This window comes from Lichenicoccus sp. (assembly GCF_965276875.1).
Taxonomy (GTDB): Bacteria; Pseudomonadota; Alphaproteobacteria; order Acetobacterales; family Acetobacteraceae; genus Lichenicoccus.
Genome location: NZ_OZ255701.1, coordinates 3,423,944 through 3,441,855, shown reverse-complemented (window position 1 = coordinate 3,441,855; position 17,912 = coordinate 3,423,944). Strand labels below are relative to the sequence as shown.

Here is a 17,912-nt window from a genome sequence, read left to right as displayed (position 1 = left end):
CTAGAAGTCCAAATCGGCGTAATGCGGTGGCGGGTTCAGGCCGATGACGCGGTCGTTGAGGATGGCGCGGAAGCTCGGACGCGACTTGATCTTGGCGTACCAATCGCGAGTCGTTGGCGACAGGCTCCAGTCGACGTCGCCGATATAGTCGAGCGAGGAGAGCTGGGCGGCGGCGGCGAAGTCGGCCAGCGACAGGGTCGGTCCGGCCAGCCATTTGCGTGTCTCGGCGAGCCAGCCGATATACTCCAGGTGGCCGGCGATGTTGGCGTAGCCGGCGCGCAACGCGGTGGCGTCCGGATTGCCGCGGCCGACCAGGCGCTTGATGATTTTCTCATGCACCAGGTTGCGGGTCACCTCGGCTGCGAACTTGCCGTCGAACCAGGCGACCAGCCGGCGCACCTCGACACGCTCGGCCAGGGTGCGGCCGAGCAGCGGGGTGTCCGGGTAGGCCTCTTCGAGATATTCGCAGATCACCGCCGAGTCGGGAATCGACAGCCCGTTCTCCTCGACCAGCATCGGCACCGTGTTGGCCGGGTTCAGCGCAAGATACTCCGGCCGGCGCTCGGCGAGCTTTTCCACCTTGAGCTCGAACGGCAGCCGCTTTTCGTTCAGCACCAGGCGGACCTTGCGCGAATACGGCGAGAGCGGGATGTGATGGAGGATTCGCATCTCAGTAAAGCTATTGCATTCCCGAAGCTGGCGCCAAGATGGCCGGAGGCCGTCGCCGAGATGGCCGGAGGCCGTTGCCAGGATGCTCGCGACAATACTGGATTTCTGCACCGGCGACAGGGCATGAAGGGGTGTCGTCTCGTTTCGAGATTGACCATGGGGCCGCACACGGATAGTCGCACTCAGTGATCGAACCCTCCGCCTCCCCTGTAGCCCCCGCGCAAATCCGTGTTCGCGGTCGCTCCTTCATGGCCCTGGTGCTGTCACCGGAGCCGCCGCTCGCCGGCTGGCTGGTCGGACTCGACGCACAACTCGCCAAATCCGCGAGCTTCTTCGCCGGGCGCCCGGTGATCCTCGATCTCGGCCTGCTGGACGCCAATGACGAGGGTCTGGCCGACCTGTTCGATCAGTTGCGCGCCCGCAGCGTGCGGATTATCTCCGTCGAGGGTGGCTCGCCGTCATGGCCGGCGCTGTCCGGCTGGGACTCGCCGTTGGGCTTTGAAGGCGGACGCGCCGTCGGGCCGGTCGAGGTGCCCGAGGAAGCGCCGACACAGACGCACGCGGCCGTGGCCCCGCGTGCCGCACCCTCGCTGCTGATCGAGGAGCCGGTGCGTTCCGGCCAGTCCATCGTGTTTGCCGAAGGCGACGTGATCGTCATCGGCTCGGTGGCATCCGGCGCCGAGATCGCCGCCGGCGGCTCGATCCATGTCTATGGCACGCTGCGCGGCCGTGCCGTCGCGGGCCTGGGCGGCAACCGCGACGCCCGCATCCTGGTGCGCCGAATGCACGCCGAGCTGATCGCCATCGATGGCTATTACATTACCGCCGAGGACATGGCGGCGAACCTGGTTGGGCGCAGCACCCAAGCCCGGCTAGAGGGTGAAACCCTCTTGCTGCTGGCGCTCGACTGAATACCCCACAGGAGGATCCATGGCCAAGGTACTGGTCGTCACATCGGGCAAGGGCGGCGTCGGCAAGACCACCTCGACGGCGGCGATCGGCGCCGCCCTCGCACTCAGCGGCAAGAACGTCGTCGTCGTCGATTTCGACGTGGGATTGCGCAACCTCGATCTGGTGATGGGGGCGGAGCGACGAGTCGTCTTCGACCTGATCAACGTGGTCCAGGGTGACGCCAAGCTCAACCAGGCGCTGATCCGCGACAAGCGCTGCGAGACGCTGTCGATCCTGCCGGCCTCGCAGACCCGCGACAAGGACGCGCTCACCCCCGACGGCGTGGCGCGCGTCATCGAGGAGCTGCGCGAAAAGTTCGACTGGGTGGTCTGCGACAGCCCCGCCGGCATCGAAAAGGGCGCACAGATGGCGATGCACCATGCCGACGAGGCGGTGGTGGTGACCAACCCCGAGGTCTCCTCGGTGCGCGACAGCGACCGCATCATCGGCATGCTCGACAGCACCACCGCCAAGGCCAAGGCCGGTCTGAAGCTCGACAAGCATCTGCTGCTGACCCGCTACGACCCGGTGCGCGCGGCGCGCGGCGAGATGCTGCGCACCGAGGACGTGCTGGAAATCCTGTCGATCCCGTTGCTCGGCATCATCCCCGAGAGCGAGGAGGTGCTGCGCGCCTCCAACCTCGGCTCGCCGGTGACGCTGGCCAATCCGGAGAGCGCCCCGGCACGGGCCTACACCGACGCGGTGCGAAGGCTGATGGGCGAGACTTTGGAGATGAGTGTTCCCAGCGACCGACGCAGTCTGTTCGCAAAATGGTTCAAGTGGAGGGCCGCATGAACCTGCTCGGCTTCTTCAATCGCAAGGGCTCGGCGCCGGTGGCACGCGACCGGCTGCAGATCCTGCTGGCGCACGAACGCAGCAACGAAGGCCAGTCCGACCTGATCGCCAAGCTGCGCGAGGAGATCCTGGCGGTGATCAGCAAGCATGTGGCGATCGATCAGGACAAGGTGCAGATCAAGCTCGACCGCGGCGCCTCGGTCTCGACTCTGGAGATCGACATCGAGGTGCCGGGGCTCAAGCTGTCGCAAAGCGCACCCGAGCGCCCGACCCCGCAGCCGGCTCCCGGGTAGAGCCCGTTGCGATGGTGCAGGTTCAGGAAGCAAGGTTGGGGCGCTGCCCCAAACCCCCCCAAAGGCACGGCCTTTGGAAACGATTGGTGGTTTGGCGGGGTAGTTGACCGGCGGCTTCCGACCCGTGCACGCAGTTTCGCGGGCTCCCGACACGCACCGAGCTCTGGTCGCTCGCAACAAGACTGCCGCACGCGATTGCGGCCCTAACCCAGCTGCGCGCTCTCTGACAATTGCGCCATCGTGAAGCTGTCTCGGACGGCACCTTCGTTTTCAGCCGGAAATCGCTTCCGCAACGCGGCGAAAACCGCCCGGGGCGAAGATCGGCGAGGGCGACGCGCCTATTACCGGCGGTTGGGACAGATATGCTGTTCCGCACCGCATTCAGCACGCGGAACCGGTTAACACCACGCCAGCTATCAAGGAACGGAGACTCTCAATGCCATCAAACGCGAAGCAACAAAAGACAGATTTGATCAAAGAACAAAACATTGATGATCTCGGCCGCATTATTGCCTCTGAGGCGCGAGGCTTGAATGAAACAGCGCAGGCAATGGTGGGGTGGACGGTGATCAACCGCATGAAGGCAGCCAATATCGAGCGTGTGTCCGAGGTGTGGGCTCATGGGAACTATGCACATGACCATTTTCCGACAGCAACCAGCCTTCGGATAGCCGAAGGTATCTTGGGCGACACCGCCATGGATATCAGCCAGGGTGCCACCCATTTCTACACCCCGGCCATCATGCCGAAGGCAGGAGAGCCCCATGCTGGCGTCGATGTGGGCGGAGGCTTGGAGACCGTTCATGGCGTGACAAAGAATGGCAGGCCGATACAGAACTACCGGCGGAGATGGGCGATAAATCAGCCGGCTGTTCATGTTCCCGGAGTACAAGACAAGGACTTCAAGTTCTTTCGTGTTCATTGACCATGAGACCGTTCACTCTGCTCTTCTGGGCAACAGTTACTATCGCGATCATGGGCGCAGCCAGGGTATGGGCCGCGCCGCGGACCCGGGCATGGAACCCCGATGAGACAGCGCCAATGACGCGGGATGTTGCGTCCGCCGCCGCTCATGCGCGCAAGATCGGTTGCCGGACCCCATCCTGCAGGGCGATCATCGTCATCCATGAGCTTCTGCTTATCGAGAGATTTGAAGAAGGCGATGCGAACGGCGTCAACAGCCTCTATACCGGAGACAGGCCACGGATCGCCGGCCGCCGTCTGGACCGTGTACTGCTCGATCATCCGGAACTCTATGGACCTGTCTGCGCGACGGGCGTCAGGCTGGTCTCCCATTTTCATTATCAGACCGACATGGAAGGGTTTGTCGTTCCTATACAGCTTCTCGTGCAAGGCGTGGACATGGACCTGCGCAATCACGGGCACTGCGTGCGTGATCTTCTGGATGCCCTGCCCAGGGATCCCGCGAACGACCAGATCCGTGTCGACGCGCGCGACCTCTGTCTTGGCGATGATGAGAACCACCATCGACCGCAGGCGGCGTGCGACGCTCTGGCCCGAAGTTTCGGTCCACCAAATTCGGCGCAGACCGTGCGCCGTTCGAATTCGGTCAGAAGGTGAGACTGGCCTGCAAGTCCATGACGAAGGCATCCGGAGTCTGGTTCTGGCCCGACGGATGCCATACCTGTTTTAAGCGCGGGCCCACCACGAACCAGTGCGCGAACCAACTTCACCGAAATACAGGAACAGTGCCGTTTTCGGATCGTTCCGGTCATCTCGCGCTGGTCGAACCAGCTTGATTGTCCGGCACCTGCGGGCGGCGCCGGCTGGTTGGCGGCCTGAGGTCATGATGGCTGGCTGGATTCCCGCGGCACCTATGCACCGCCTTCGAGAGTGATGCCCGCGAGGATCGAAATTCCAGCGGCGATCCGGGTTGGGACAAGCACATGACCCACATCCCACTGGACGCCCGGTGCCACAATAACGCTCGACCTGCGGAAGTTTTGGGTCGGCACGCGAGAGAGGACGTCATCGTGAGGCGATCGGGCCGCGCGCGTGAAAGCTGGCGACACGATGGACATGCCGCAAGAACTGCTGGAACCTTCGCCAGTCGGGCAGTCTAATGCACAAGGACGGCGTGCGTTACAAGCACGCGGAGGTGCCGCGTTTCGACGATCCGGACCGCGTCTTCACTCAGGGTGGTGCGATCGAGGCAGCGATCGCCGCCAGGAAAGCCGGCAAGATCCGGTATATCGGCTTCACCGGTCACAAGGATCCGGCCATCCATCTCCACATGATGCAGGCGGCGGCCAGGCGCGGGTTCCACTTCGACGCGGTGCTGATGCCCAGCAACGTCGTGGACGCGCATTATCGCAGCTTCGCGCGCGACGCGATGCCGTGGCATTGCGCGAGGGCCTCGCGGTGCAGACAATGAAGCCGTTCGGCGGCGCCGCCGGCGTGATCCTGAAGAGCAAGACAGTCTCGTCGATCGAATGCTGCACGACGCTCTCAACCTGCCGACCTCGGTCGTGATACCGGCCTGGACAGCAGCAAGGTCATCGACCAGGCACTCGAAGCCACGCGCAGCTTCAAGCCGATGGACGAGCAACAGATGGCAGCACTCCTCGCCAGAACAGAAGATGCGGCGCAGGTCGGCGCGTTCGAGCCGTTTAAGAGCTTCGCACGGTTCGACACCACCGCCCGCAGCGCCGAATGGCTCGGCGACAACAGCCCGCACGTGAAGCAACTGGCGCCCGAGAACGCGGGATAGCACGACGTTTCTTCAGGCCGCGTGTAACGGTGCCGGGCTCCGCAGGCAGTGCGAGAGGCGGTCCGCACTGTCGCGGACGTCCGCGATGATGGCAGCGCGGGCGGCATCGGGATCGCGGGCTTGCAGGGCCGCCAGCATCTTCTGAACGAAGGCCAGTCCGACCTGATCGCCAAGCTGCGCGAGGAGATCCTGGCCGTGATCAGCAAGCATGTGGCGATCGACCAGGACAAGGTGTAGATCAAGCTCGATCGCGGCGCCTCGGTCTCGACCCTGGAGATCGACATCGAGGTGCCGGGATTGAAGCTGTCACAGCGCGCACCCGAGCGGCCGACGCCGCAGGCCGCAGGCCGCGCCCGGCTAGTGCACCGACCCAAACAAAGCGAACAGCTTTGTTTGGGTCTAAGGTGCCCTAGCATATTGATATCGTGCAGTTTTGACCCAAACAGACCTGTAAGGTCTGTTTGGGTCGCTGCACTAGCGATACCCCCGCCAATGCTCTGCCTTTGAAGGCCGTTGCGGGACTTCGGAGGCATCCAAGCCGCATTTGTGTTGATCCCGCCATAGTTGATCTGTCCGGGTGCCCGAACAACCACCTGCATTGTCGATATTATTGCAAACTCGGAACGTTCTGATATCGTCTCGTCTACCGTGAACGACGGAGCGGGTCCGGCGTGCGGCCAGCGTGAAAGCTGCTCCATGACCGATCGCCTCGTCTTTGATGCGTCTTCCGGCTCCGGTTCGTCACCGGACCTGTGGATTTCGGATGGTACGCCAGGTGGCACGCTGGAGTTGGGGCCGCTGCTGAGCGCCACCGGCGCCACGCTCGTCCCAGGCAGCTTCGTTACGGTCGGAAAGCTTGTTGTCTTCGCGGCCGTTCAGGTCGCAGGCGGAGCGGCGCGAGCGGCCCTGTGGGTCACGGACGGCAGCACGGCCGGCACCCACCAGCTGGTTCTGCCGGGCACCGCCGATGGCGGCAACATAGGCTCCGACCTGTTCGCCTTCGACGGCAAGGCCGTGTTCGCCAATCAGAACCCGAACGATGGCCTGTCCAGTCTCTGGATCACCGACGGGACTGCCGCCGGCACGCAGGATATCGGCCCTTCGATCAACCCGGAGGGGTTCGGCGTCGTGAACAACATGCTGTTGTTCGGTGGCATGACCGATAGCAGCAACGCGCTTTGGAAATCGGATGGCACTGCGGCCGGCACCGTGCCGGTCAGCGGTCCGGCAGCAAGCCTGCTTCCCGACGCCTACGCCGCACTCGGCGACGGTCGGATCGTGTTCGAGTCGCAGAACGGCAGCCTGACCAATCGAGGAGACACGCTCTGGGTCACGGACGGGACCGCAGCCGGCACGCACGCCCTTGGCATTACCGGCATCAACCCGGACAGCGAGACCGGCGTCGCCTTCAATCAGTTCGCAAGCCTCGGCGGCCGCGTGTTCTTCAGCTTCTTTGACGCAGCACACCATGCCGGGCTGTGGGTCACCGACGGCACCGGCGCCGGCACCCGTGAGCTCGGCACGTTTAGCGGCGTCCAGGGCCTGAGCGTCCTCGGCAGCAAGCTCCTGTTCACGGCGAGCCAGGGCGGCGCCGCGGCGGCCCTGTGGGTCAATGACGGATCGGATACCGGCACCTCGCAGCTCACCAGCGCCGGCGCCCCGATCACGTCGCCCTCCGATCTGACGCTGTTCGACGGCCGCCTGGCCTTCACTGCGACGGACCAGGCGGGGAGGCGCAACCTGTTCCTGACCGACGGCACCAGTGCCGGGACCATCGAACTGGCGCTGCCCTCGCAAGCAGCCGCCGGGCTGCAGCCGACGCAACTCGCGGTCGCCGGCGGAACGCTGTATTTCAGCGGCGCCGATCCGGTCAGCGGCCAGACAGTGCTGTTCGCCTCGGACGGAACCAGCCTCGGCACCCATGAGATCGACGCGTCCGGTCCGCTCACGCTCCAGCCGTACGGCACGGCATCGCTGGCCTCGAACGGCGTCGTGCAGCTTGCGGCCGGAAGCCAGTTCTATGCCGCCCAGCCCGGCGAGGTCGTGTATGCCGGCACCGGCCGTGACACCATTAGCGCCAACCTGGGCCCGGTCTCGGTGACCGGCGGACCGGTGCCTCTGTTCTTCTCCGGAATTTCCGGTAGCGACACGGTAAGCGGTGGCACCGGAGCGGTCACCGCGATCGGGGGCACAGGTGGCGGCTGGTTCCATGGCGGCAGCGGCGGCGGCAACGTGCTGGTCGCGGGCGGCGGCAACACGACGCTGACAGGCGCTGCCGCCGGCGACAAACTGTTCGGGGCCAGCACCGGAGAGGACGTGCTGCAGGCGGGTTCGGGCCGCGAAAGCCTGATCGGTGGCGGCGCGAACACCGAGTTCGTCGGCGGCGACGCTGCCAGCGTGATCTTCACCGGCGGCGGCGACAACAGCGTGCAGGGCGGCGCCGGCGGGGACACCATTGTCGGCGGGGGCCGGAGCGATCTGGTTATGTCCCACAACGGCGAGGCGGTATTCGCGGGCCGCGGCGCCACCACCGTGCAAGGCAGTCTGCACAGCGCGGATTCCATCATCGGCGGCGCCGGGAGCCTGTTCGTGCACGGCCAGGGCGGCAACATGCTGGTGGTCGGTGGCGCCGGCACCAGCCTGGTCACCGTCGGCGGCGGTGCAAGTCTGATCTTTGCCGGCTCTGGGACCATGCAGGTGCTCGAGGGCGCCGGACCCGGGCAGCTCCTGTTCGGCGCCGGCCACGCGACCATCGCCGAAGCCGGCGGCCGCATGACCTACGAGCTTGTCAAGGGCGCGGGAGGTGGAACCGATATCGTCAGCGGCTTCAAGCCCGGCGTCGACCGGATCGACCTTTTCGGCTTCACCGCGCACGACCTGCAGCTGCAGAGCGGCGGCGGCAACACGCTGTTGAGCCTTTCCGATGGCACCAGGCTCACGCTCCTGGGCGTGTCGGACCCCGGTAGCAGCATCGTGATCTGATCGCAGGCGGGATCGGCAGCCCGGCTTACGCCCGGCGCGATCGGTGAATCCGTCCCTGGGATACGCCGCAGCAGCGGTTGCAGAGACGGGTTTATGGCACGGACCGGCTACGGCCTGCCCCTGCCGTTGGCGTTCAGGGCTGCCTCGCGTCAGGCATCACGCGGCCTGCAGCGGGGCCGCCTGCGGCAGGCAGTGCGACAGCCAGCCGGCGCTGCGCCGGACGTCCTCGACGATCGCCGCGCGCGCGCCGTCCGGGTTGCCGTCGCGCAGCGCCGCCAGAAGCCGCTCGTGCGCCTCGCCGCCGCCGAACTCGCCGGCTGGCGTCGCTGGTTCCTGCAGCTTGAGCGCGTAGACCGGTCCGATGCGCATCCAGATCCCCTCCAGGAAGCGCAGGATCAGCGGTGCCCGCGCCATGCGGCAGACCAGCCGGTGTAGTTCGGCATTGCTGGCCAACATCGCCGCGCGGTCGCAGCAGCGCTCGGCATCGCCGTAGGCCGCCGCCACCGAATGCAACTGCTCGATCTCCGAGCCGCCGACATGCAGCGCCGCGCGGGCGGCGGCGCGGCCCTCCAGGTCGCAGCGGACTTCGGTGATTTCGCTGAACTCGTCGGGCCCGATCACCGGCACGATGGCGGAGCCGCGCTCGTCGAGCGTCAGCGCCTGCTCGGACACCAGGCGCAGCAGCGCCTCGCGCACCGGCGTCGGGCTGAGCTGCAGCTCGGCGGCGAGCGGCCGCAGCACCAGCCGCTGGCCGGGATGCAGCTCGCTATGGATCAGGGAGGCGCGGATACGCAGGTAGGCGCGCTGGCTGAGGTTTTCGCGCGCCGAGCTCGACATGTCCGGGGTCATGCGATGATCGAGGCCGAATCCCCGCGACGCAGCGCCCAGGATCCCCGGACGAACAGGGAGTTCGGAGGAGAGAGCGATGCGCATGCTTTACAACCTGGCCTGAAGCGGCCCGGCGGTGCGCGCGGGCCCAGTTCTTCATTATGATACCAAAACGCTCTCGGCGACAAGCTTTTGATATCGGGCCGTCAGTGTACGTCCTCCATGGTCATCGCCTGCAGGCTCAAGAGGTCTCGGTAGGCCCCCTCCGAGCGTTCCAGATCGTTCGGCGCGCCATCCTGCAACACACGCCCAGATTGCATGACGATGATCCGGTCGAAGTCACGCAGGGTCGACAGCCGATGCGCCACGGCAATCACGGTGCGGCCGACCATCAGCCGGTCGAGTGCCTCCTGCACACGCAGCTCGCTCTCGGAGTCGAGCGCACTGGTGGCCTCGTCGAGCAACAGGATCGGCGCGTTACGCAAAAACGCGCGCGCGATGGCCAGGCGCTGGCGCTGGCCGCCTGAGAGCTTGACGCCGCGGTCACCGACCGGGGTGTTGTAGCCATCCTCCATCGCCTCGATGAAGTCGCTGCATTCGGCGGCCTCGGCGGCGGCGCGTACTTCGTCGTCGGTCGCCTCCGGCTTGCCGTAGCGGATGTTGTCCATGACCGAGCGATGGAACAGCGAGACGTCCTGCGGCACCACGGAGATCACCGCGCGCAACGCGTCCTCGGTCAGCTTGCCCAGCTCCTTGCCGTCGATCAGGATATGGCCGCCCTGGATGTAGCGCAGCCGCTGCAGCAGAGCGAGCACGGTGCTCTTGCCGGAGCCGGAGCGGCCCACCAGCCCGACCCGGGTACCGGCCTCGATCCGCAGGTCGAAGCCTTCCAGCACCGGCTCGCCGCCGGGATAGGCGTAGACCACCTGATCGAACACCACCTCGCCCCTGGCCGGTCCGTGAAAGCCGGTGGCGTCGGAGGCGTCGGGCATGTCGTGCGGCAGCAGCAGCGTGCTGAGCGCCTCGGCCAGGCGCGCGACATACTGGATGGTCTCGACCAAAGCCACGGCGAGGTCGCGCGTACCATGCAGGATCATGAAGCCGAGATTGGTCACCATGACCACCTCGCCGACGCTGGCGCGATGCGCGTGCCAAAGCAGGATCGCCCAGACCAGCAGGCCGGCGGTGAGCAGGGCGGTCAGTCCGGCATGGATCAGGCGCAGCTTTTCCAGGTACTGCAGCGACCGGCTGCGCCAGCCCATCTCGCTCTTCATGCGGTCGGCAAAGCGGCCACGCTCGCGGTGGGTGGCGCCGAAGGCGCGCACCAGCGGCATGTTGTTGATGACGTCGAGCAGCTCGCCATCAACCCGCGCCGCCTCGCTGGCATAGCGATGGTGCAGCGGCCGGCCGCCGGCGGCGAGGCGGAACATCATCCACGACAGCAGCCCCGCCAGCACCACCAGTACACCCGCCATCAAGGGGCTTACGATGGTCATCAGCAGGATCGAAAAGGCGACGTTCAGGCAGGGCGGCAGGACGTTCCAGAACGCGAGATTCTCCAGCGTGAACATGGAGTTGGCGGTGGTCGAGATGCGCCCGGCGAGGGTGCCGGGCATGCGGTCGGCGAAGTAGGACGGCGCGTGCCCGGTCAGATGGCGGAACAGGTCGCGCCGCAGGTCGCCGGTGACGGTGACGAAGGCGGTGGTCGAAATCCAGCCGCCGAGCCGCCAGGCCATGTTGTCAAAGGCGATCAGGCCGCCGAGGAAGCCCACCGCCGCCCAGACCGGCCGCATCGGGCCATTCGCGTGCGAATTCAGCGTATCGACCAGGTAGTTCACGGCATAGGACGAGCCGACGGCGCAGCCGACCGCGACGATCACCGACAGCAGAATGCCCAAGTGGGCCAGCTTGTGGCGCAGCAGATAACGGAACATGAAGGCAAGCGGCCGGCGCGCCAGTCGAACGAGGTCGGCGTCCGAGATGGTGACCTGCCTGTCGGCAGAGTGTGATGGCATCGATCCCTATCCGGATGCAGGTGGCGCTGAAGAGTAATGCACGGACAAACACGCGAAGAAACCCGGGACGTTCCGGGAGGTTCATCAACAATCCGGATTGCTGGCACATTTAACGCGAAGAAGTCAGGCGCTCGCCCATAAATTGCCGCGATCTCTGTGTTTACTCTCCGATGTCCTCAAAAGGAGCCACTTTATGCGTATTGCTCAGATTGCGCCCCTCCACGAAGCCGTACCACCGAAGCTCTATGGTGGCACCGAGCGGGTGGTGTCGTTCCTGACCGAGGAACTGGTCAATCTTGGCCACGATGTCACTTTGTTCGCAAGCGGCGACAGCGTCACCAGCGCCGAGCTGAACGCCTGCTGGCCGCGCGCCCTGCGCCTGGATCCGGCGATCCGTGACCCGATCGCGCCGCACATGCTGATGATGGAGCAGGTCGCCCGACGCATCGACGAGTTCGACGTGCTGCATTTCCATATGGACTACTGGCCGTTCACCTATTTCAGCCGCCAGAAGGTGCCGTTCGTCACCACCCTGCATGGCCGGCTCGACCTGCCGGAGCTGCAGCCGGTGTTCAGCGCCTTCGATCAGGCGCCGGTGGTCTCGATCTCCGACAGCCAGCGCCGTCCGCTGCCGCAGCCGAACTATGTCCGCACCGTCCATCACGGCCTGCCGATCAATCTGCTCACGCCGCAGCCCGGTCCGCGCGATTATCTCGCCTTCCTCGGCCGTATCTGCCCTGAGAAGGGCGTCGACAAGGCGATCCGTATCGCGCGTGCCTGCGGCATCAAGCTCAAGATCGCGGCGAAGGTGGACGTGGTCGACGTCGAGTACTTCGACAAAAAGATCCGTCCGCTGCTCGGCGACGGGGTCGAGCTGATCGGCGAAATCAACGACAGCCAGAAGCCGGCCTTCCTGTCCGGTGCGATCGGCCTGCTGATGCCGATCGACTGGCCGGAACCGTTCGGCTTGGTGATGATCGAGGCGATGGCCTGCGGCACCCCGGTGATCGCCTTCAACCGCGGCTCGGTGCCGGAGATCATCGAGGACGGCCGGACCGGCTTCATCGTCGAGGACGAGACCAGCGCGATCAGCGCCGTCGGGCGTCTCGGCGAAACCAGCCCAGAGCGCGTCCGCAGCCGCTTCGAGACGCGCTTCACCGCCCGGCGCATGGCCAACGACTATCTCTCAGTCTATCGCCAGCTCGCGCATCAGACCCGCCCGACGCTGCGCATCGTCGCCGGGGAGTAGGCTTCAGGGCCGCGGCTGCAACGGCGGAGGCACACGAGTCTCCGCCAATGCCGAGCGTTGTCGCTCGGCAAGCTCCGCTTCGTTAAAGTTCTCGATCAACTCGTTGAACATTCGGCTCCAGTTCAATTTCGCGCCGAGCCGCAGGAAGACGCTCCCCAGGCCCACGGCGGAGCGGTCCATCAGCACGAACTCGCGTGGCGGCTTGACCCCGCCGGTGCGCTTCAGCCCGGCATGCACTTTCTCGACGACCGACCGGCCATATTGCGGGTCTGGCGAGAACTGGATCGGACGCACCTGATCGTCGAGCAACGGTTCGTAGAGGAAGCGCGCCCAGCCGTTGAGCACCTCCATCTTTTCGCGGCTGAGATTGGTGAAGCCCCAGGTCTCGTAGGCGTGGTGCGCGAGATCCTGGTTGTCGTCGCGGATCGCCGTGTAGAGGTCGATGATGCCGCGCACGAAGCGCGACGGGAAAATCCTGATCGCGCCGAAATCGAGCAGGTTCAGCCCGTCATCGTCGCGTACCAGGAAGTTGCCGAGATGCGGGTCGCCGTGAATGACGCCGTAGCCATAGAGCGGCCGATACCAGGCACCAAACAGCGCCTCGGCGATCCGGTTGCGGCTCTCCTGGGACGGGTCCTCCTCCAGACGCTGCTTGAAGCTCTTTCCCTGCACCCACTGCATCGTCAGCAGACGCTTGGTCGAGTGCGACTCCACCGGTTCGGGCACCGTCACCAGCGGGAAGTCGCCGAGCATCAGCCGATACAGCCGCAGATGCGCCGCCTCGCGCTCGTAGTCGAGTTCCTCGCGCAGCCGCTCGGCCAGTTCCTTGTAGATCTCGTCCTGCTGGATCGCGTTGTCCATGCGGTGGTAGATGCCCATCGCCACGCGCAACTGGCGCAGGTCGGCCTCCACGGTCGTAGGCATGTCCGGATATTGCAGCTTGCAGGCGACATCGCGGCCGTCCGGCAGGGTCGCGCGATGCACCTGACCAAGGCTTGCCGCCGCCGCCGCCTCACGGCCGAACTGCGCAAAGCGCTGCTCCCAATCCGCCCCCAGCTCGGCGGCCATGCGGCGACGCACGAACGACCAGCCCATCGCCGGCGCGTTCGCCTGGAGCTGCGCCAGTTCGGCGGCATATTCGTCCGGCAGCGCGTCGGGGATCGTCGAGAGCAGTTGCGCCACCTTCATCAGCGGCCCCTTGAGGCCGCCGAGCACGGCACGCAGATCCTCGGCGTGCGCGGTCTTGTTGGTGCGCACGCCGAAACGCTCGCCGGCGAGGCGGGCGGCAATGCCGCCGACCGCGCCGGAGGTGCGCGCCAGGCGGCGCAATTCGCCGAACATGCCGGCGCGGTCGAGATCGCGTTCGGCCATCAGAGGGACTCCAGCTCGTCGATGAAGCTCGCGATCACGTCGAGCCCGCGCCGCCAGAAGGCCGGATCGGACGCATCCAGCCCGAACGGCGCCAGCAGCTCCTTGTGGCGCCGGGTGCCGCCGGCCCGCAGCATCTCGATGTACTTCGCCTGGAACCCCGGATGGCCGCCGGCGAACACACCGTAGAGCGCGTTCACCAGGCAATCGCCAAACGCATAGGCATAGACATAGAACGGCGAGTGCACGAAGTGCGGCACATACGCCCAGAATACGTCGTAATCGGGCGTGAAGTTGAAGGCCGGCCCCAGGCTCTCGGTCTGCACCTGGCGCCAGATCGCACCAATCCGCTCGGGCAGCAACTCGCCGCTCCGACGCTCGTCATGCAGCAGCGTCTCGAAGCGATAAAACGCGATCTGCCGCACCACGGTGTTGAGCATGTCCTCGACCTTGCCGGCCAGCATCAGACGGCGCCGGGCGGGATCGGTCTCGGCATCGAGCAAAGCGCGGAAGGTCAGCATCTCGCCGAACACGCTGGCGGTTTCGGCCAGGGTCAGCGGCGTGCCGGACATCAGATAACCCTGCTCGGCGGCTAGGCTCTGATGGATGCCGTGGCCGAGCTCGTGCGCCAAGGTCATCACGTCGCGGGTGCGGCCATGATAGTTCAGCAGGATGTAGGGATGCACTGAGGGCACCGTGGGGTGCGCGAACGCGCCGGACGCCTTGCCCGGCCGCGGCGGCGCGTCGATCCAGGGATGGTCGAAGAAGCGTTGCGCGATCTCGCCGAGCTGGGGATCGAAACCGCCATAGGCGCCGAGCACGCGCGCACGCGCCTCGTCCCAGCCGACCCGCCGGTCCGCGTCGCCGGGCAGCGGCGCGTTGCGGTCCCAATGCTCCAGCTTGTCCAAACCGAGCCAGCCCGCCTTCAGCACGTAGTAGCGGTGTGACAGGCGGGGGAAAGCCTCGGTGACGGCGGAGACGAGGGCATCCACCACCTCGTCCTCGACCATGTTGGCACGGTTGCGCGAACTGCCCGAGCGCGGGTAGTGGCGCCAGCCATCGGTGATCTCCTTGTCCTTGATCAGGGTGTTGGTGATCAGCGAAAACAGCTTGATGTTGTAGTCGAATACCGCACCGATAGCGTGCGCGGCCGCCTCGCGCACCGCGCGATCGTGGTCCGAAAGCCGGTTCAGCGCATCGCCCACGGTCAGCTCTTCCTCGCCGATCCGTACCCGCAGGCCCGCGATCGTCTCGTCGAACAGCCGGCTCCAGGCGGCGCGCCCGGTCACCTCCTTCTCGTGCAGCGTTCGTTCGATCTCGTCGGAGAGCTGGTGCGGCCGGAAGACCCGCAGGTCGCGCAGGAACGGCTGCCATCGCGTTATGGCAGGGGGTGCCTCGATACGGTTCAGCTCGAGCGTGAAGAACACCAAGTCGGTACCGATGGCGTTCACCCGCTCGCTGATCGACTGGCTGGCCCGCGCGATCGGCGAGTCCGAGGAATTTCCCGCGAACAACAATCCTCCGTAGGACGCGGCGCGCCCGAGCAACTCGTCGATACGCTCGTATTCGGCGATTGCCTCAGTGAGCGCCTTCGCGTCGTAGCCGGCGAGCCTGCCGGCATGGGCGGTCGCAAAATCCTTGGCCCGACGCGCGGCGGAGTCGAGGTCGGATGCGAGGGCGGCACTTTCAGGGCCATCATAGAGGTCGGACAGGTCCCAATGCGGCAATGCGTCAGGGGAGAGCATGGCCGGTGAAAGGTCGGGCATCGGGCAGAAATATCCTGTTCGAGGGAGACGCGCCGGGTTCAAAGCCGAGCAGAGGAGGTAATGTCGCGCGGCGACCCGTCCAAGGGCCACGGGGATCAGCCTTCGTCGTCGTGATGCGCCTCGGTGTCGCCCAGCACGTCGACGACGTAGCCTTCGCGCACCGCCACCATCATCGCGGCGGCCAGCGGGGTTCCCATGACGATGCCGAGCGGTCCGAGCAGCGAGCCTGCCGCCGCCATCGACAACAGGCTCACCGCCGGCGGCAGTTCCACCAGCCGACGCTGCAGCAACGGCGAGAGGATGTAGCCCTCCATCAGGTGGCAGAGCAGGAACACCCCCACGGCGTAAAGCGCCACCATCGGGCTGACCGTCAGCGCCACCAGCACGCCAGGCACCCCGGCGGCGATCGCGCCGAAATAAGGGATGAACGTCAACAATCCCGCCAGCACGCCGAGGGCCAGCGGCACCGGCACGCCAAGCAGCCACAGCCCGATGGCGGCGAGGACCCCGACCGCAACCATGTCGACCATCTGGCCGAGCAGCCATAGACGCAGCGTGCGACCGATCTGGCGCAGGATCGCAAGCACCCTCGGCCGATGCCGGATGGCCACCAGACTGACCACGCCGCGCTCATAGACTTCAGGCGTGACCGCGAGATAGAGCGCGGTGATCGACAGCAGCACGATGTCGCCGACCCCGGACAGGGCGTAGCCGAGCACCGTGAAGGCCGGTGCGCCGACCTGCATCGCGCTGGGCGAGAAGCCGCCGAAATGCTGCTCGATGGCGCTGCCCCAGCGGGTCGAGCCATAATGCTTCGACAGCCGGTCGATCTCGCCGGTCAGGCTGGTGACCAGATCGGAACCCTGGTCGGCCAACGCCGGGCCGATCCACCAGAACGCGGCGGCGGCGAGAGCGATTATCACCAGGGTCATCAGCGCCAGGATCAGGCGGCTGGACAGGTGCGTCAGGCGAGCGAGATCGTCGGCGGCACCACGCAGCGTGCAGGCCAGCAGTACCGCGAAGAACAACAGCAGCAGCACCTTGGAGAACAACCACAGCACCAGCGCCGCCGCGATACCGAGCAGGACGACGCGCAGCATCGCCGCGATCCGCCGGGGCCCGCTCGATGGTGCCGGGGTCTGTTCGGCACCGGACTGTTGAAGCACAGGGGCCATCATAGGCTGCCTTGGTTGCCGGCGGTCAGGCGAGCTCCTGGTCCCAGAAGTGACGTAGGGCGACGCCGTGCCGCGCCACTGCATCCAGTGAGAGCGGGCGCAGGTGGGTTCGATCGAAGGCGGTGAAGCCGATCCGGCGTTGCAGTGCCGCGTCGAGATGCGCATCGATCACCGTCGGCAACAGCCCGGTTCGCTTGGCGATGGCGACCTGTGTCTCCGGGTGCAGCAGTTCCTCAAGAGTGAGCATCGCCGCGCGGCTGTCGGTGACACCCTTTGGCACGCTGGCCACGATGCTGAACGGGATCAGGCCCTCGACGGGAATGCTGTCGCGCACATCGCGGCCGGCCTGCTGCCAGACATAGGTGCGTGCACGCCACATCGGCGCCATCACGATCTCACCCTTGGCGAGTGCGTCGCCAAGCGCGTCGTTGGTCGGATACAGACGCAGCGCCCCGCTCTTCTTGAGCGACAGAAAGGTCGACTTGCCTGCCTCCAAGGTCGCCGACTTGCTGCGCTGAGCGATCGCGGCGGCGGCCAGATTGTGGATCGCGAGCTCGCTGGAAAAGCCGACCTTGCCGTGCTGCGCCGCCTTGAACATCGCCTCGAAGCTGCGCGGCGCGCGGCCCAGCCCGGCTTCGTGCAGCCTTGCGCGATCATAGACGATGCACAGCGCGGTATGGCTCTGCGGCACGCCGTAAGGTGCCCGCATGCCGGGGAGGATGCGCGGCAGGCTCCTGACCCCGTCTGTGGTCACCGGCACGAAGAGCTGCGCCAGCGACAGGCGATAGGCGTCAGTGTCGGAGAGCAGCGCCACATCCAGCCGGGTCTGCGGCGTCGGCGTGACCACGCGCATCACCCGGTCCTGCTCGTCGGAGACAACCTGACGAACGGTAATGTGGTCGTTGCGCAGCAGCGGCGGCGCTACCACCGCGTCAAGTGCGGCCGCGAACGCACCGCCCCAGCAGCCAACGCCGATGGTGCGCGCCGGCGCTGCTGCCGCAAACGAGCCTCGCGTGGCGAGGCTCGCGCCCGCGAACCCGCCGAGCAGGAGGCGGCGGGACAAAGATGGGCGCATGCGATACTCCGGGAC

General features: G+C 66.1%; 16 protein-coding genes and 1 pseudogene. 10 read left to right on the top strand and 7 right to left on the bottom strand.

Features of this window, described 5'->3' with window-relative positions; all coding sequences use genetic code 11:
- Window positions 1–669 carry a glutathione S-transferase family protein gene (locus ACQY4K_RS16620; protein WP_428391314.1) on the bottom strand — a complete coding sequence of 223 codons (669 nt, stop codon included), beginning with the start codon at window positions 667–669 and terminating at the stop codon, window positions 1–3.
- Between the two features lie 185 nt (window positions 670–854).
- Here ACQY4K_RS16620 and minC point away from each other — a divergent pair, with 185 nt between their 5' ends.
- From minC to ACQY4K_RS16575, 9 genes and pseudogenes are all read left to right on the top strand, one after another.
- On the top strand, window positions 855–1,580 hold the full coding sequence (minC, locus tag ACQY4K_RS16615) for a septum site-determining protein MinC (protein ID WP_428391313.1): 726 nt from the start codon (window positions 855–857) through the stop codon (window positions 1,578–1,580).
- 19 nt (window positions 1,581–1,599) lie between these two features.
- On the top strand, window positions 1,600–2,415 hold the full coding sequence (gene minD / locus ACQY4K_RS16610; protein WP_428391312.1) for a septum site-determining protein MinD: 816 nt from the start codon (window positions 1,600–1,602) through the stop codon (window positions 2,413–2,415).
- Complete coding sequence (gene minE / locus ACQY4K_RS16605; protein WP_428391310.1) at window positions 2,412–2,708, top strand: cell division topological specificity factor MinE; 297 nt, start codon at window positions 2,412–2,414, stop codon at window positions 2,706–2,708. Before minD ends, minE begins: the two co-directional genes overlap by 4 nt.
- A gap of 436 nt (window positions 2,709–3,144) precedes the next feature.
- On the top strand, window positions 3,145–3,633 hold the full coding sequence (locus ACQY4K_RS16600; protein WP_428391309.1) for a hypothetical protein: 489 nt from the start codon (window positions 3,145–3,147) through the stop codon (window positions 3,631–3,633).
- A gap of 116 nt (window positions 3,634–3,749) precedes the next feature.
- Entirely contained in the window at window positions 3,750–4,289 is a 540-nt protein-coding gene (locus ACQY4K_RS16595) for a hypothetical protein (protein WP_428391308.1), read from the top strand.
- Window positions 4,290–4,791: 502 nt separating this feature from the next.
- A complete protein-coding gene (locus ACQY4K_RS16590; RefSeq protein ID WP_428391307.1) occupies window positions 4,792–5,103 on the top strand; it encodes a hypothetical protein in 312 nt (103 codons plus the stop codon).
- Between the two features lie 162 nt (window positions 5,104–5,265).
- A complete protein-coding gene (locus tag ACQY4K_RS16585) occupies window positions 5,266–5,439 on the top strand; it encodes a hypothetical protein (RefSeq protein ID WP_428391306.1) in 174 nt (57 codons plus the stop codon).
- Window positions 5,440–5,589: 150 nt separating this feature from the next.
- Window positions 5,590–5,673: pseudogene (locus ACQY4K_RS16580) on the top strand (cell division topological specificity factor MinE); the annotation flags it as partial.
- Between the two features lie 462 nt (window positions 5,674–6,135).
- On the top strand, window positions 6,136–8,421 hold the full coding sequence (locus ACQY4K_RS16575) for a hypothetical protein (protein WP_428391305.1): 2,286 nt from the start codon (window positions 6,136–6,138) through the stop codon (window positions 8,419–8,421).
- Between the two features lie 156 nt (window positions 8,422–8,577).
- On the opposite strand, the gene ACQY4K_RS16570 is transcribed toward ACQY4K_RS16575, so the two are convergent.
- Together ACQY4K_RS16570 and ACQY4K_RS16565 are read right to left on the bottom strand one after the other, a co-directional pair.
- Window positions 8,578–9,354 (bottom strand): GntR family transcriptional regulator, encoded by a 777-nt coding sequence (locus tag ACQY4K_RS16570; RefSeq protein WP_428391303.1) that lies wholly within the window; start codon window positions 9,352–9,354, stop codon window positions 8,578–8,580.
- A 101-nt stretch (window positions 9,355–9,455) separates the two neighbouring features.
- Window positions 9,456–11,264 carry an ABC transporter ATP-binding protein gene (locus tag ACQY4K_RS16565; protein WP_428391302.1) on the bottom strand — a complete coding sequence of 603 codons (1,809 nt, stop codon included), beginning with the start codon at window positions 11,262–11,264 and terminating at the stop codon, window positions 9,456–9,458.
- A gap of 193 nt (window positions 11,265–11,457) precedes the next feature.
- Here ACQY4K_RS16565 and ACQY4K_RS16560 point away from each other — a divergent pair, with 193 nt between their 5' ends.
- A complete protein-coding gene (locus ACQY4K_RS16560; protein ID WP_428391301.1) occupies window positions 11,458–12,513 on the top strand; it encodes a glycosyltransferase family 4 protein in 1,056 nt (351 codons plus the stop codon).
- A gap of 3 nt (window positions 12,514–12,516) precedes the next feature.
- Here the strand turns inward: ACQY4K_RS16560 and ACQY4K_RS16555 are convergent, their stop codons facing one another.
- The 4 genes from ACQY4K_RS16555 to ACQY4K_RS16540 all read right to left on the bottom strand — a co-directional run bounded on the left by ACQY4K_RS16555 (window position 12,517) and on the right by ACQY4K_RS16540 (window position 17,897).
- Complete coding sequence (locus ACQY4K_RS16555; RefSeq protein ID WP_428391300.1) at window positions 12,517–13,884, bottom strand: ABC1 kinase family protein; 1,368 nt, start codon at window positions 13,882–13,884, stop codon at window positions 12,517–12,519.
- The gene (locus ACQY4K_RS16550; RefSeq protein ID WP_428391299.1) at window positions 13,884–15,647 is read right to left on the bottom strand and encodes a M3 family oligoendopeptidase; all 1,764 of its coding nucleotides are present in this window, start codon (window positions 15,645–15,647) and stop codon (window positions 13,884–13,886) included. Before ACQY4K_RS16550 ends, ACQY4K_RS16555 begins: the two co-directional genes overlap by 1 nt.
- Window positions 15,648–15,742: 95 nt before the next feature.
- Window positions 15,743–16,813, bottom strand: coding sequence for an AI-2E family transporter (locus ACQY4K_RS16545; RefSeq protein WP_428391298.1), 1,071 nt, complete (start codon window positions 16,811–16,813; stop codon window positions 15,743–15,745).
- Between the two features lie 34 nt (window positions 16,814–16,847).
- On the bottom strand, window positions 16,848–17,897 hold the full coding sequence (locus ACQY4K_RS16540; protein WP_428391296.1) for an extracellular solute-binding protein: 1,050 nt from the start codon (window positions 17,895–17,897) through the stop codon (window positions 16,848–16,850).
- Window positions 17,898–17,912: the final 15 nt, after the last annotated feature.

Excerpts from the sequence above, each read along its gene's own strand:
- ACQY4K_RS16620 (WP_428391314.1), bottom strand. The coding sequence starts at position 669 with ATGCGAATCCTCCATCACATCCCGCTCTCGCCGTATTCGCGCAAGGTC.
- minD (WP_428391312.1), top strand. The coding sequence starts at position 1,600 with ATGGCCAAGGTACTGGTCGTCACATCGGGCAAGGGCGGCGTCGGCAAG.
- minE (WP_428391310.1), top strand. The coding sequence starts at position 2,412 with ATGAACCTGCTCGGCTTCTTCAATCGCAAGGGCTCGGCGCCGGTGGCA.
- ACQY4K_RS16600 (WP_428391309.1), top strand. The coding sequence starts at position 3,145 with ATGCCATCAAACGCGAAGCAACAAAAGACAGATTTGATCAAAGAACAA.
- ACQY4K_RS16595 (WP_428391308.1), top strand. The coding sequence starts at position 3,750 with ATGACGCGGGATGTTGCGTCCGCCGCCGCTCATGCGCGCAAGATCGGT.
- ACQY4K_RS16590 (WP_428391307.1), top strand. The coding sequence starts at position 4,792 with ATGCACAAGGACGGCGTGCGTTACAAGCACGCGGAGGTGCCGCGTTTC.
- ACQY4K_RS16585 (WP_428391306.1), top strand. The coding sequence starts at position 5,266 with ATGGACGAGCAACAGATGGCAGCACTCCTCGCCAGAACAGAAGATGCG.
- ACQY4K_RS16575 (WP_428391305.1), top strand. The coding sequence starts at position 6,136 with ATGACCGATCGCCTCGTCTTTGATGCGTCTTCCGGCTCCGGTTCGTCA.
- ACQY4K_RS16570 (WP_428391303.1), bottom strand. The coding sequence starts at position 9,354 with ATGCGCATCGCTCTCTCCTCCGAACTCCCTGTTCGTCCGGGGATCCTG.
- ACQY4K_RS16565 (WP_428391302.1), bottom strand. The coding sequence starts at position 11,264 with ATGCCATCACACTCTGCCGACAGGCAGGTCACCATCTCGGACGCCGAC.
- ACQY4K_RS16560 (WP_428391301.1), top strand. The coding sequence starts at position 11,458 with ATGCGTATTGCTCAGATTGCGCCCCTCCACGAAGCCGTACCACCGAAG.
- ACQY4K_RS16555 (WP_428391300.1), bottom strand. The coding sequence starts at position 13,884 with ATGGCCGAACGCGATCTCGACCGCGCCGGCATGTTCGGCGAATTGCGC.
- ACQY4K_RS16550 (WP_428391299.1), bottom strand. The coding sequence starts at position 15,647 with ATGCCCGACCTTTCACCGGCCATGCTCTCCCCTGACGCATTGCCGCAT.
- ACQY4K_RS16540 (WP_428391296.1), bottom strand. The coding sequence starts at position 17,897 with ATGCGCCCATCTTTGTCCCGCCGCCTCCTGCTCGGCGGGTTCGCGGGC.